Source organism: Bacillus sp. SM2101, assembly GCF_018588585.1.
GTDB classification, from domain to species: Bacteria; Bacillota; Bacilli; order Bacillales; family SM2101; genus Nanhaiella; species Nanhaiella sioensis.
Genome location: NZ_JAEUFG010000002.1, coordinates 98,035 through 112,394, shown reverse-complemented (window position 1 = coordinate 112,394; position 14,360 = coordinate 98,035). Strand labels below are relative to the sequence as shown.

General features: G+C 33.6%; 10 protein-coding genes. 6 read left to right on the top strand and 4 right to left on the bottom strand.

Going from position 1 to position 14,360, the window contains the following annotated elements; genetic code table 11:
• Positions 1-71: 71 nt before the first annotated feature.
• Together JM172_RS02710 and JM172_RS02705 are read right to left on the bottom strand one after the other, a co-directional pair.
• The gene (locus JM172_RS02710; RefSeq protein ID WP_214480540.1) at positions 72-1,682 is read right to left on the bottom strand and encodes a response regulator; all 1,611 of its coding nucleotides are present in this window, start codon (positions 1,680-1,682) and stop codon (positions 72-74) included.
• 204 nt (positions 1,683-1,886) lie between these two features.
• Positions 1,887-3,698: a sensor histidine kinase gene (locus JM172_RS02705; protein WP_352222836.1), complete on the bottom strand. Its 1,812-nt coding sequence runs from the start codon at positions 3,696-3,698 to the stop codon at positions 1,887-1,889.
• 157 nt (positions 3,699-3,855) lie between these two features.
• On the opposite strand from JM172_RS02705, the gene JM172_RS02700 reads away from it, so the two are divergent.
• From JM172_RS02700 to JM172_RS02685, 4 genes are all read left to right on the top strand, one after another.
• Positions 3,856-4,746 carry a carbohydrate ABC transporter permease gene (locus tag JM172_RS02700; RefSeq protein ID WP_250886479.1) on the top strand — a complete coding sequence of 297 codons (891 nt, stop codon included), beginning with the start codon at positions 3,856-3,858 and terminating at the stop codon, positions 4,744-4,746.
• A 22-nt stretch (positions 4,747-4,768) separates the two neighbouring features.
• Positions 4,769-5,659 (top strand): carbohydrate ABC transporter permease, encoded by an 891-nt coding sequence (locus JM172_RS02695; protein ID WP_214480538.1) that lies wholly within the window; start codon positions 4,769-4,771, stop codon positions 5,657-5,659.
• A gap of 87 nt (positions 5,660-5,746) precedes the next feature.
• On the top strand, positions 5,747-7,072 hold the full coding sequence (locus tag JM172_RS02690; RefSeq protein ID WP_214480537.1) for an ABC transporter substrate-binding protein: 1,326 nt from the start codon (positions 5,747-5,749) through the stop codon (positions 7,070-7,072).
• 379 nt (positions 7,073-7,451) lie between these two features.
• Positions 7,452-9,362, top strand: coding sequence for a glycoside hydrolase family 3 protein (locus JM172_RS02685; protein WP_250886478.1), 1,911 nt, complete (start codon positions 7,452-7,454; stop codon positions 9,360-9,362).
• A gap of 109 nt (positions 9,363-9,471) precedes the next feature.
• On the opposite strand, the gene JM172_RS02680 is transcribed toward JM172_RS02685, so the two are convergent.
• Positions 9,472-10,014: a hypothetical protein gene (locus JM172_RS02680; protein ID WP_214480536.1), complete on the bottom strand. Its 543-nt coding sequence runs from the start codon at positions 10,012-10,014 to the stop codon at positions 9,472-9,474.
• Between the two features lie 119 nt (positions 10,015-10,133).
• Positions 10,134-11,642, bottom strand: coding sequence for an MDR family MFS transporter (locus JM172_RS02675; protein WP_214480718.1), 1,509 nt, complete (start codon positions 11,640-11,642; stop codon positions 10,134-10,136).
• 820 nt (positions 11,643-12,462) lie between these two features.
• Here JM172_RS02675 and JM172_RS02670 point away from each other — a divergent pair.
• Together JM172_RS02670 and JM172_RS02665 are read left to right on the top strand one after the other, a co-directional pair.
• Entirely contained in the window at positions 12,463-13,353 is an 891-nt protein-coding gene (locus tag JM172_RS02670; protein WP_214480535.1) for a TetR/AcrR family transcriptional regulator, read from the top strand.
• Between the two features lie 380 nt (positions 13,354-13,733).
• On the top strand, positions 13,734-14,234 hold the full coding sequence (locus JM172_RS02665; protein ID WP_250886477.1) for a GNAT family N-acetyltransferase: 501 nt from the start codon (positions 13,734-13,736) through the stop codon (positions 14,232-14,234).
• Positions 14,235-14,360: the final 126 nt, after the last annotated feature.

Below are 14,360 nucleotides of genomic sequence, written 5' to 3'. Positions count from 1 at the left end.
ACACATACTTTCTTTAAAGTGTGTCTATAAAGCAAAATACGGATAATAAATTATATACTTCTTGTTATCGTTTATCCCACCTTTCGCTGGTATTCTGAAGGGGTTTGTCCAACCCGTTTTTTAAATGTGCTGCTAAAGTGACGTTCATCTTGGTAGCCAACAAGTTTTGCTACTGCATAAACCTTCAACCCATCCTTTAACAAAGGCTTAGACTTATTGATACGAAAGTTGTGTAAGTAGTCTAAGAAGTTTATCCCGAGCTCTTGCTTGAAAAGTGAACTAAGGTAAGTCGTAGATACAAAGACTTCTTTTGCGAGCCAATCCAGTGTGATATTTTCATGATATTTTTCATGAATTATTTCTAAAGCTGCTTTTACAGTTTTGTGAATAGGTACTTGGGTTTTAATTAACGAAATAATAATATCCACATTTTCTTGAACAAGATTGACTAATTCATTAAATGATTCTGCTTTTGTTATTAAGTCTATTTGATATGGCTGGTTTTGAATCCATTCATTACTTTGAATGTTTTTTCGATGTAATAGTTTTCCCAGCTCTAGGATAAAAGCTGTTGCTATCATGTTAAGGTTTTTTCTCGAGGTTGTTGAATTTTGGCTAAGTTGATGCAGCCAAATATATAACTGATCATTTGCTAAGTTAAATTCTTCTTGTTCTAAGTAATGTAATATCTTTTCTTCTTGCTCAGCAATAGCTTTAGTGTGAAAAGTTGGTTCATTAAGAGTGCTTGCTGCTCTTTGAGCCAATTGTGAATAAAGGAAAGAGTCACTTGCTTCTTCATAAAATTGATATTCGATGACATTTAATGCTTCTTTGTATGACAAATGGAGAAGGTTAATGCTTGGTTGTATAGACCCCACACCTATGCTGATTGAGTATTCAATTGCTTTATTAATATGGAGCACCATGCTAGTTAAGTGTTCATTAAGACGTTGCTCATTATAAGACGTTGTTACATTGGCACACCATACAATTTCATAATTATGTTGGAAAACTTCTATATAATTATTATTATAAAAATCACTAATAAACTTATTGGTTATGTCAAGGACAGTTTGAAAATAATGATTGTCCTTTTGTTTACTAGTATTATGTGTAGTTGGATAGTGAATTTTAATTACACCGACTTGTATATTTGCATCCTGCAATGATATCCTTAGTTCCTCAATATCGTCTAAATGTTTTTTATAATTATGATCAGCACTTTTTAGCCAACTTGAAAGCTTTTGCCATTTTAATGTAGGTAAATGTTTATCCCAAGTCTTTTTAACAACCTTTGACTCTCTTGCTGTTTCTAGCTTTTCCTTGGCTGTTAAAACTGCATTTAAGATGTCATTTGGGAGGCAGGGTTTAAGCAGGTAATCGTGAGCACCTAACCTAATACCTTCTTGTGCATAACTAAACTCATTGTAGCCGGAAAGTAGAATGGCTAAAAAATCATATCCAGTTTCTTGTGCTTTTTCAATAAGTTCTAAGCCATTCATTTGGGGCATCCGTATATCTGTTAATAAAATATCAGGTTTTGTAGCTAGGAATGTTTGATAGCCTGTTAAGCCATCTTCACAAATACCACATACCTCAATTCCGTATTGTTGCCAATTAATCATTTCTTCCATACCTTCTCGAATGGTTATTTCATCTTCAACAATTAATAGTTTAAACATATTGAACTTTCTCCTTCCTAAGTCGTTTAGTTTCTCATTATTATATTTCTTTGTATTTTTATATTAGAAGAGGAAGATGAGTAATTATATGACTGTAATCATTTTAAAATAAGATTTTCGTGCGTTAAACAACAATATATATATATGAAAAAATCCATAATAAAAACTATATTTCAACGCTTGTCCGGTATTGGTCAAGTATAATTATTTTTCTAGTGGTAGACGAAGTTCTACTCTGGTTCCTCGTCCTTTAACACTATGGAAAGTTAAGGTAGCTTGTTCATCATACAATAGTTTCAATCTCTCTTTTATATTTAAAATTGCATAGCTTCTATCTTGTTTTTCGTTAGTGCTATTAAATTGATAGGATTTTAATGAGCGATTTAATTCTAATACTGTCTTCTCGTTCATTCCTACACCATTATCTGTTACTTCAATTAGGCATGTGTCATGATGGTGGCTAATTTGAACTTTAATGTAGCCACTTTCGTTATTAGGCTCTATACCATGAAGAATTGCATTTTCTATAAATGGTTGTATTAACAATTTGGGTATTTCAATGTCTAGTACTTCAGGGACTATGTCAATCTCATATGTTAATTTTGGTTTGAAGCGCTGTTCTTGTATGTACAAATAATTTTTTACTAGTTCAATTTCTTGTCTAATTGTAATTGAGTCTTTTCCATTATTAAGACTTAGTCTAAAAACACTTGATAGAGCGTATGCCATATTAGCAATCTCAGGTTCCCCTTTCCTTTGAGCAGTCCAGCATATTGTATTAAGTGTGTTATATAAAAAATGGGGATTTATTTGAGCTTGTAATGTTTTTAACTCTGCTTCTCGCTGTTGGATTTTAGAGAAATATACGTCATCTATTAATTTTTTTATTCTATGAACCATATTGTCGTAGCCTTGTCCTAGTTGTCCTATTTCATCATTTCCAACAAATTTCACACTTTGCGAGAAATCTCCATTTTCTAGTTTTCTCATCGACCTTATAAGCTTCTTAAGTGGACTAGTTAGTCTAAAAGCCGCAAACCACGAAACTATACTACCGCCGATAAAGCACAAAATGATCGCAATTACTGTAATTAATCGAATCTGATTAAGCTCAAGTAATACGGTCTTTTTTGATTGAATGATGACAACACGCCATTCGGTTAATGGAGATTGATCATGACTAATGATCCAATCGTCTGTCGTATATTTTCTAGGCATTTCTTCTATTACATGTTTACTAGTTTGAAAAGGGGGTATATCAAAGTAGTAACTACCAACCCAATCTTGATTTGTTGCAGTTAAAATTTGGCCATCATTATTCATTACTAGCATCTCTGTTTCTGGGTCTTCTAAAGACATATATTTTTTTCGTAAGAATTTTTCGTTAATTCCAGTTACGACGAATCCCTCAGGGTTTAAATCATAAATATTTTTAATCATTCTTACATTAAGAAGTTTAAATTGGTTATCTCCTATAAATAAGCTATTTTCAGAGTTAGCTAAATACCAAATTGAATCACCGTCTTGTTTCTTTGCTTTGTCATATATTATTGTGTGACGGAAGAACTCATATGATTCTGCACTTATCTTTCCTTGATTAATTGTCAATGGCTGCTCAAATGGATTTAGACTATTTATATCATAAACAATAAGAGAATGAATGTTTGGTCTCGTTACTAATATTTTTGATAATGATTCATTCATTTGTTGCCTTAGGTTAGTATTGGGGCTATTTGAACTCAAATAATCTTGTACGGAAGATGATAAAAAAAGGTAGTTTGTAAAATCATTCACATCTTGAGCAATGAGATCAAATTGGTCAATACTTTTTTTTAGTAGGTTATCTTGGTTTTGATCAATCTTGCTAAATACTTGCTTTGCTGCAATTTGATAAGATATGAAGCCTGTTATCGCTACAGTTGTAAGAATTAATGGTACAAACCAAACGAGTAATTTATGTCGTATTGGGAGGTTAATATACCAAAATAAAAGCTTAGATGGAATCATTCTCATCACCTTAATCAATTTTGTATACCCTATCATATCACGAAAGTAGAAACTAAATTTATAAGTACGATAGAAATTATGAAAAATGAAAACGCTATCTAAAATATGACGCATTAACATTAATTTTGAAATTTTTTATGATGGAATAGAAGATTTACTGGAGGTGATGAAACTGCATAAGGTATTAAGTAATAAATGGACTATATTTCTTCTAGTTGCTCCAGGGGTATCTATTTTCTTTTTTATGATTGGAATACCAGTCTTAATGAGTATCTATTATGGGTCAACAGATTGGAGTGGAATTGGAAGTTACAGTTTTATAGGTTTAGACAATTTTAAAGAAATTTTATTTAATGATTCAGTTTTCTGGAAATCGCTATGGAATGCTGTGTTATTAGCTGGAGCAACAGTACTTATTCAACATCCGATAGCTATTCTTATTGCCATTTTTTTAACTCATTGTGGTAAATGGGAAAAGTTCTTTTCGGCAATTTTCTTTATTCCAGCTGTCATATCTATTGTTGTGACATCTAAATTATGGGTAAGCATCCTTCATCCTAACTATGGTTTGCTAAACAAAGTTTTAGATTCAGTTGGTCTGTCATTTCTAAAACAAAATTGGTTAGGTGATCCAGACATTGCAATTTGGTCAATTATCATTGTCGTTATGTGGCAAGGATTTGGATATGCCCTATTACTATACCATTCTGGGCTGCAGTCGATCCCAAACTCTGTGTTTGAAGCAGCTAGGCTTGATGGAGCAAATAATTTTCAATTATATACAAAAGTTATTATTCCGCTATTGTCACCAGTGATGAGAATAGCCATTGTAATTGCTGTTGTAACTAGTTTAAAACAAATGGAAACGGTTTTTCTAATGACAAATGGTGGACCTGGGGATAGTACAGAATTTTTAGGAAACTATCTATATAATACTGCTTTTTCCTCCTCTTTATATGGGTATGGAAATGCAATATCTGTCTTGTTTGTAATCTTCTGCTTGATTTTAACGGTCGTATTAAACAAAACCTTGAAGAAGGAAGTGGGAGAATACTAACAGGAATTATGGAGGGATTAAAATGGAGTCCAAATTACCAGTGTCTAGTAACAAAACGCTGTTTTTAAATGATAAAGGTACTAGTAAGCGATTTTCGATAAAAAAGATGCTATTATTTACTCTCATGATCATATTAGCACTCGGACAAATATTTCCATTAATTTGGTTAATAAACTTTTCATTTTTAAAAAGTGGTGATTTTTTCGGTTCTGCATTTTTTAAATGGCCAGAAACGTTTGAATGGCAGAATTATATTGATGCTTTTACTTACGGTAGTGTTCCGAGATACTTTTTTAATAGTTTATTAATTACTATGATCACTGTGGTCGTTTCTGCTATTTTGTCTCTAATGCTTGCATATGCCTTTACACGAATGAAGTGGAAATATAAAACTACTGTTATGAATATCATTCTTCTCGGCATGATTATTCCGATCCATGCGACTTTGCTACCAAACTTTATTATATTTAATAAATTAAATATGTTAGATAATATGTTTACACTTATATTGCCGTATATTGCATTTTCTCTACCAATTAGTATGTTTATTATGACAGGATTTCTAGAAACAATTCCAAAAGAGGTAGAAGAATCAGCAGTAATGGACGGGGCTGGTGTGTTTGGTATCATTTTTAGAATTATGTTACCGATGACAAAGCCAGCGATTGCAACAATTAGTGTATTAAACTTCATTACTTGGTGGAATGAATTTATTATCGCAAATACGTTCCTCGTTTCTGATGAATTAAAAACGTTACCATTTTCAATATTAAAATTCACTGGTCAATACTCTTCTAATTATGGGGCACAGTTTGCAGTGATGACGATGATAGCAGTACCGTCTATTATCATTTATATAATCTTTAGTAAACAGATGACAAAAGGGATTACATCAGGTGCTGTAAAAGGATAGTAAAAATGAAAACATTATCTAAAAAATAATACATTACGCTATGAAAGCCTTTACATTATGATAAATGTTAGTGAAGGGGGAATAAACGTGGGAAAATTGAAAGCACTTTTGACAATGTTGTTAAGTATTATGGTTATTTTAAGTCTTGCTGCATGTGGTACAGAAAACTCAACAGGTGATAATGAGGGAGGCGCCGATGATGAAGGTAAAGTCACGCTTACATTCTTTAGTGCAAACCCAGATCGTTCAGTCGGAGTTGGTAAGGTTGAGCAAGAAATTATAGATGTTTATATGGAAGAAAATCCTAATATTAAGATTGAAGTAGAAGCTTTACAGGATGAACAATATAAGAATAAGATTAAAATTTACTCTTCAACTAACAAACTACCAGATATTATGCATACTTGGGGACAGGAATCATTTATAGCTCCACTTATTGATAATGACTTATTATTAGAATTAAATCAAGAAGACTATACAGATTATGGATTTGTTAATGGTTCTTTAGATGGTTACTCAAAAGGTGGTAAAACGTATGGTTTACCTAAAAATGCAGATTTATTCGTACTCTATTACAATAAAAAAATCTTTGCAGAAAATAATATAGAGATTCCTAAAACACAAAATGAGCTTTTAGATGTTATTGGGAAATTAAGAGCAGAAAATATAAATCCAATTTCTATTAATGGTATGGATGGCTGGTCACTACCAATTTGGTTTGAATATGTACTCCAACGTGAAACAGGCGACTTTTCAAAAATGGATAAAGCTTTAAGTCGTGAAGATAGCTTTACTTCAGAAGAATTTATTAAGGCTGCTGAGTTCATGAAAACATTGGCTGATGCAGGCGGTTTTCAAGACGGATTTTTAACATCTGATTATGGTGCTGCACGCAATTTATTCGGTCAAGAACAAGCGGCTATGTATTTAATGGGTTCTTGGGAAATGGGCCTTGCAGCTGATGAGAATTTTTCAGAGAGCTTCAGAGAGAATGTTGGTGTTATGCCGTATCCTTCGACTGATAAAGGCAGTGTAAATGATGTGGCTGCTTGGTTTGGTGGTGGCTACTCTATTTCAAATAATTCTAAGAATAAGGAAGAGGCAGTGAAGTTCTTGCAATACTTCTTTAAACAAGAAAACTGGGTGAAATCTTCATGGCAAAGTGGTGCAACAATCCCAGCTCAACAGTTTGACAGTTACTTAACAGGAGATGAAACAGAGTTACAAAATGATTTAATTGAACTGTTTAATTCTATTGAGACTTCAAGTGGAACACCAGTATTAGATAAGGGAACACCAGAATTCAAAGAAGAAATTATGCAACAACATCAACAATTACTTTCTGATCAACTTAGCCCTGAAGATTTTGTTGAGCAGTTGGACGATGCCGCTGAAAAAAATAACAATAAGTAAGGCTGTTTTCGCATTGATTGTTGCTTTTCGTTCAAAGGTATAAGAACGTAAACATATAGCATTCGTGGCATCTTTTCTACTTAAACAATTATTGAGGACTCTTAAAACTCGTCAAATTGTCCATTATTAATAAAAATAGCAACAAAGCTTATGAAAAGAGCCATAAGTAATTATGATTAAGAAGGGAATACAATAAATAATTGTATTCCCTTTTCAATGATTGAGAAACTTTATCATGTTCAAGACTACTTCATCCAAAAAAAGAAAACGTTTTCCAAAATATCATTACTTATGTATAGCTTGCTTTTTCATTATGATTATAAAGTGGATTTCTATACTCTTTGAGGAGGATAGAAGAATGGTTTTAGGAGGGTAAGCTATGAAGAAAAAACCGCTGATTATTTCTGTTTTTATGATTATTATAGTAACGGTAGTTGGAATTATAATTGTAAAATACGGACAACTAGAACAACCCGCACAAAAGGTAGTGTATTTAGATCCAGAGGCTTCGATAGAAGATCGTGTCCAAGACTTATTATCTAAAATGACAGTTGAAGAAAAAGTTGGACAGCTGATTCAAGCTGAAGAAAAATCTGTTACGAAAGATGATGTGAAAGATTACTATTTAGGTTCAATATTGAATGGTGGTGGATCCTTCCCAGAACTAAATGTGGAAGAAAGTAGCACAAGGGAATTGTGGGAAGAAATGGTTAATTCATATCAAGATGGAGCTTTGGCTACTAGATTAGGTATACCACTTATTTATGGTGTTGATGCAGTTCATGGGCATAATAATGTAAAGGGTGCAACAATATTTCCACATAGTGTAGGCTTAGGCTCAACGAGAAATATTGATTTAATACGTGAAATAGGAATAGCAACAGCAAAGGAGATCAAGTCTTCGGGTCCTAACTGGACATTTGCACCTACTGTAGCAAGTGTTCAAGATATTCGTTGGGGAAGGTCCTATGAAGGTTTCGGTGAAAATGCCACTTTAGTTGCTGATATGGGTGTGGCTTATATCGAAGGATTTCAAGGGACTAGCATTAGCGATTTAAAACAAACCTCTAAGGTAGTTGCGACGGCAAAGCATTTTATCGGTGAAGGTTATACAGATGGTGGAAAAAACCAAGGTGATATAACGCAATATACTGAGGAAGAAATTATTGAAATGGATAAGGAAATTTACGAAAAAGCAGTAAAAGCTGGAGTTAGAACAGTTATGGCATCCTTTCATAGCATACAAGGATTAAAAATGCATGCTAATGAACGATTATTAACAGACTTTCTAAAAGATGAATTAGGCTTTGATGGATTTGTTATTTCTGATTGGTATGGAATACAACAAATTACTATGGATCATAACGGAAATCCTGTTTCTGGATTAAAAGAGCAAATCAAAGTCTCTGTTAATGCTGGTGTTGATATGTTAATGCAGCCCGAGAACTGGAGAGAGACGTTAAAATTAACATTACAATTAGTTAATGACAATGAAATTACGATGGAACGGCTTGATGATGCAGTGTCTCGTATTTTACGTGTGAAATTTGAGGCGGGCTTATTTGAAAATCCTAAAACTGATCGGTCACTTGCTGATTCGTTTGGGTCAGAAGAACATCAATCATTAGCACGTCAAGCTGTGAGCGAATCTTTAGTATTATTGAAAAATGATGAAATAAGTGGGCAACCAATTTTTAATCAATTACCTGATATGGATAAAATATTTGTAGCTGGTAAAAATGCAGATGATATTGGTAACCAATCAGGAGGATGGACGATCACTTGGCAAGGTAAATCTGGTGATATTACTGATGGAACAACTATTCTTGAAGGGATAAAAGAAGTAGCTCCTAATAAAACTGTTACGTACGATGTTAATGGTAAAGGTGCTGCGGGGCATGATGTGGCACTTGTCGTTATTGGTGAAGAACCTTACGCAGAAACTGATGGTGACACGAATGACCTTAATTTAAAGCAAGTAGACCTAGAAACGATACAAAATATTCGTACAGAAGATCCTAATATTCCAATCATTGTAATACTTGTAGCTGGTAGACCTATGATTGTGACAGAACAACTGAATGATTGGTCAGGCTTAGTTGCTGCATGGCTCCCTGGGACTGAAGGTGCAGGTGTAGCAGATGTACTGTTTGGTGATAAAGACTTTACTGGTAAGCTGCCAATTAGCTGGCCAACTCATTTAGATGCTTATGACAATCGTGACAATTTTGATGAGTATATTTTATTTGACTACGGCTTTGGCTTAAGTAAGTCAGAGGTTACACCGTAGTTGTGTGACTAAACGAAGGAAATTAACTGCCTAAGCTACGATCATTGCTCTTACAAATGATTAAATACTAATACTCAAAAAGCACCTTGCAGATGGTGCTTTTTGAGTATCATTTTACGAGTCTTTCAATGAGAATTTGAATCCATTCTGTAAAAATAGATTCAATATCTTTGTACTCAAAGTCGTTTGAGAAAACAAGCCATTGCAATTGCTCAGGTAAAAGGTGTAGCTTTTGCCTAAGTTCTGCATTATCCATAGATTCATCATCGAGGAATATTAAACGATTGTTGTTCTCTGATGTAACGAAAACACGACCAGTGTATTCTTTACCGTTCATATATGTATTAATATGCCCTCTTGTATTAGGTCTACATCGAATATGATTTCCTTTTAATTTAAATAGTGAGTGTTCAAAGGAAGCCAATTGAGTTTTACTTATATAAAACTCCTCCAAAAAATACTTATTTTCGATGTGCCTCTCACTATGTACATCAAAAACATCATAAATTAATTTAATCTCTGGATTGCTAGAAATATTTTTATTTACGTTATTATAAAATTTTTTAAAAGGCATTAATCGGTCTTTTAGTAAAAAATCAATATTGCTATGATCCAAACTACAGCCATAGCTTAGTATAAATACAGTTTCCAATGAAATTCTCCCCCTGTGCAGCTACTGATATCAACTAGTTTAAGCATATCATCGTGTTTAGAAATAGTACACAGAAGCTAAGTAAGAAAGAGCCCCATCTGTATAGATGGGGCTTTAATTTAAGAAGCTTTTACTTTCTTGTTCTTTGTATCTCTTTCAATCTTGCCACTTCCTACCGATAGTGCAACGATTATTCCAAGAGCAATGAAGATAAGACCTGTTAAGAAGACGGTGGAAAAGGATTGTGTCCACACTGATTGAATTGTGTTAACAACTATATTACTTACATCTTCTGGCATGTCAGGTGTCATAGGTGCAAGCATGGTTTTAAGTAAGTCATCTGTTTTACCGACTAAGCTATCGAGAATACCAGAAGCAACTTGGTTAGTTTCAGTTGAAGCTGCAGCAGCTAACTTTGTTTCGATTGATTTATTCATCACCGCATTTAAAACCGTGATCCCGATTGTTCCGCCAATTGAACGGAAAAAGGTTGAGGCTGAAGTAACAGCACCTAATCGAGATTTAGGAAATTCATTTTGGACAGCAATCATGAGTGTTGGCATGACAAGCCCCATTCCAAACCCCATGACAATCATATAACCATATGCTATAGACTGATTCGATTCAACTCCCATCGTACTCATAAGATAAAAGCCAGTCATCGTAATAGCCATGCCAGCAGTTAATACTGTGCGGTAGCGAAGGCGGAGCAATAATCTTCCTCCGATAATACTTGCAACGATAAGGGAGATCATCATTGGTGTCATAGTAGATCCAGCTTCTGTTGGGCTTACACCAAAAATATATTGCATAAACATTGGGACGAACATAATTGCTCCGAACATTCCTAAACCTAATAAGAAACCTAAACCACTTGTTGTTGCAAAGACACGATTTTTAAATAACTGTAAATCTAATATTGGATCCTTGGCCTTTCTTTCAATAAATATGAAAATAATGAGTAATAATAATGAACCACCAAATATGATATAACTAGTACTTGAAGCCCATTCAAATTTATCTCCACCAAAAGTTAAACCTAGAAGTAGCAGTACAACAGATGGAATTAATGTGAAAATCCCTAAAAAGTCGATATTTACTTTTTCTTTCCTTGAAAAATCCTCTTGCTTTAAGCCGATAAAAATGAGTACAGCTGATAGTATTCCAAATGGGACATTAATGAGAAAAATCCAATGCCAGCTAATTGTATCGACGATAAATCCACCAATGAATGGCCCAATGACTGAGCTTAAGCCGAAGATAGCCCCAAAGACACCTTGCCATTTAGCACGTTGTTCGGCTGTGAAAATATCACCAACAATTGTTTGTGATAACGGCATAATCATACCGCCACCAATTCCTTGTATACCTCGATAAATAATAAGCTGCTCCATAGATGAAGCAGTGGCACAGAGTGCCGAACCTATCATGAAGATAATAACCCCTAACAAATATAAGCCTCTTCTACCGTATAAGTCGGCTAGCTTACCTACAATTGGAATGACTGTTGTCGAAGTAATTAAATAAGCTGTTGTCACCCATGCAAATATTGAAAAACCATTTAGATCATGAATAATAGTTGGCATGGCTGTTCCAACAACAGTTTGCTCGAGTGCACTAAAAAACATCCCAATGATTAAGCCAGTTAAGACTAACTTTGTATTAATACCTTGTTGTGTGCCCAATTTTCTCCCCGCCTTTTTTAAAATATATACAATTTGTTTAATTCATCATTAGTATGCCAAAATTAAAGTATTGATGGTAATGATGATTAGAAGGAATTAATATAATATAAGTTAAACACAAACGACCATTCGGTCGTTTGTGCAGGTACTTATGAATAATGAGTATGCTTTTTCATTCTTAATGTAGCTAAAATTAGAAAACGATTTATAACCTTAGCTATGTTATACTTTTCTTATAAATAATTTATTCTTATATATATACCGACCATTCGGTCATAGTATATGATAATCAACTTCATAAGTCAAATATAAAGCTGTGAATACAAGCTTATTGAAATTGTATAACTATTAGGATAAGATGGAAGAAAACGACCGTTCGGTCACATAAGTATGTATTATTTTAAACTTTTTTGGGTAAGGTTCTTTTCATAATCTTTGTCGCTATTCCAAGAAAATTTGAGCTACTAATTGGTAGTTGTAGCCATTTTCAATGCTATAGAGAAGGTAATATGTTACGTAACACTATGTGTGTTTAAGTTTTAGTACGAAAAATAACTACCAATGCAATAACAACCTATTTGAAATATTTAAATGAGCTCATTTGTATATTTGTGCTTAAAATGAATGTTTAATATTGTTGGGCTTCAGCACAAAGCCCTCGAAATTACCTTGGTGGCGTGAGGAGCTCAAATTAATAAATTTCCTTCGTTGAGGGTGGATAAGGTCTTCCATTTCATGATCAATAATTAGGGAGAGAATCGAATTGAAGAGTAGAAAGCAAGAAATTGTGAGTTCAGCAATGAAGCTATTTGCTAGAAAAGGCTATCATGCTACATCTATGCAAGAAATAGCGGTTCAGAGTGGAATTGCTAAAAGCTCATTATACAATTATTTCAGTTCTAAAGAAGAGTTGTTAATGACTATTTTTAAGCATTACTATGACGTTCTGTTTGAAAAAGTTTCAATGGTAGAAAGAAACTCAAAGCTAACCCCAAAAGAAATACTCATTGAGCAAATTAGTGTTCAGCTCCAAGAAGCAGTTAATTATAAGGATTTTATGCGATTGCAAATGAGAGAACAAATCATTCAAGTCAATGATGACATTCGCCAATATATCTTTCGAATGCGATCGCAATTTCTAAGTTGGTACAGTCTGCGTTTACGTGAAGTATATGGTAATAAAATAGAAAAACATTTATTAGATTGTGTAACGATGCTAAATGGAATTCAAAGGGAGTATACATTTAATTTACTCGTTGGCGAAGCAGAATTGGATGTCAAGAGGATGGGTGCTTTCATCGTGCGTAGACTTGATGCCATTGTTGAGAGCATGATGGATGATGAAGAGCCCTTATTGACAAACTCAATTTTTGACCATGAAATGATAGGGGAACGGACTGCAAAAGAGCATCTGAGAGATCAAATTACTCATAGCATTCATAAGATGAGAGAGCATGTACAAAAGACGTCACTTGAAGAGATGGTGAAGGAAAGATTTGTTTCGACGCTCCTTGCACTTGAAGAGGAAATGAACAAGGAAGAGCTTAAAGTGGTGTTAATTGAAAGCCTCCTATTTTTCTTGAAAAGCCAGCAAGATTCGCAAATCAATAGTGAAGTAAAAAAAATTGAAAAACTTCTTGAAATTTATTTGTAAAGGCTCTTTTCGTTAACTCTGTTGTTATTCAAAAATGGAGAGTAAGAAGAGTTTTTATGAAACCTAAATTATTGTAACAATAGAAAAGATGTTACGAACGGTAGGTTTATACCTGCTTATCTATTAGAACGAAAAGCAACAACCAATACGAAAACAATCTTATTAAAATAAGGGGTCCAACAATGTGTATGATCAATTTTGGGATTCCGTTTATATTTTATTATTTCTCGGTCAGAAGACCCCCAATACAATCCCTTGAGATCTGAAGTCGAGGGGAGTTCGAAATTTACATTTTGTAACTTATGTTAATAGTATTATAAAAAACTCCTATAAAAATAGGCGGGGGAATTATGCTAAACTTCAACAAACTATCTAAAGAAATGTATGCCGAATTAGTAAAATTGTTAACTTCTGAAACCTGGCCTTTTCATGGACATGAAATGCCGTCAGAAGATATGATTAGAGAATCTATAACAAATGGATATTACACCGAAAATGGCAATGAAACATTTTTGATAACTATGAATGATGAGACTATTGGCATGATAAGAATCTTTGATTTAGCTGATCCTACATGTCTATTTGATCTACGCCTTAAAAACCGATATAGAGGCAAGGGGTTTGGTTCAATATGTGTAAACTGGCTATCAAGATACGTTTTTAAAAACTTTGCTCATATTGTAAGAATAGAAGCACATACGCGACATGATAATTATGCGATGCGAAAAACGCTATATAATTGTGGGTACGTAAAAGAAGCATACCATAGAAATGGTTGGCCTCAAGGGGGGATATTACACGATGGTGTCGGATATACGATCATAAGAAGTGATTGGGAAAAGAACACTGTAACGTGTATTAATGATTCATTCCCTTATTGATGTCAAGAAAAAAATGTGGTTGACATTAATTGCAAATTTATGTAATGATAATAATAATTAAAGTGGAAAGGAACGGTACTTAAACGAATGTGGAATTAATCCTATTTTTTTAGACATTATTTAAAT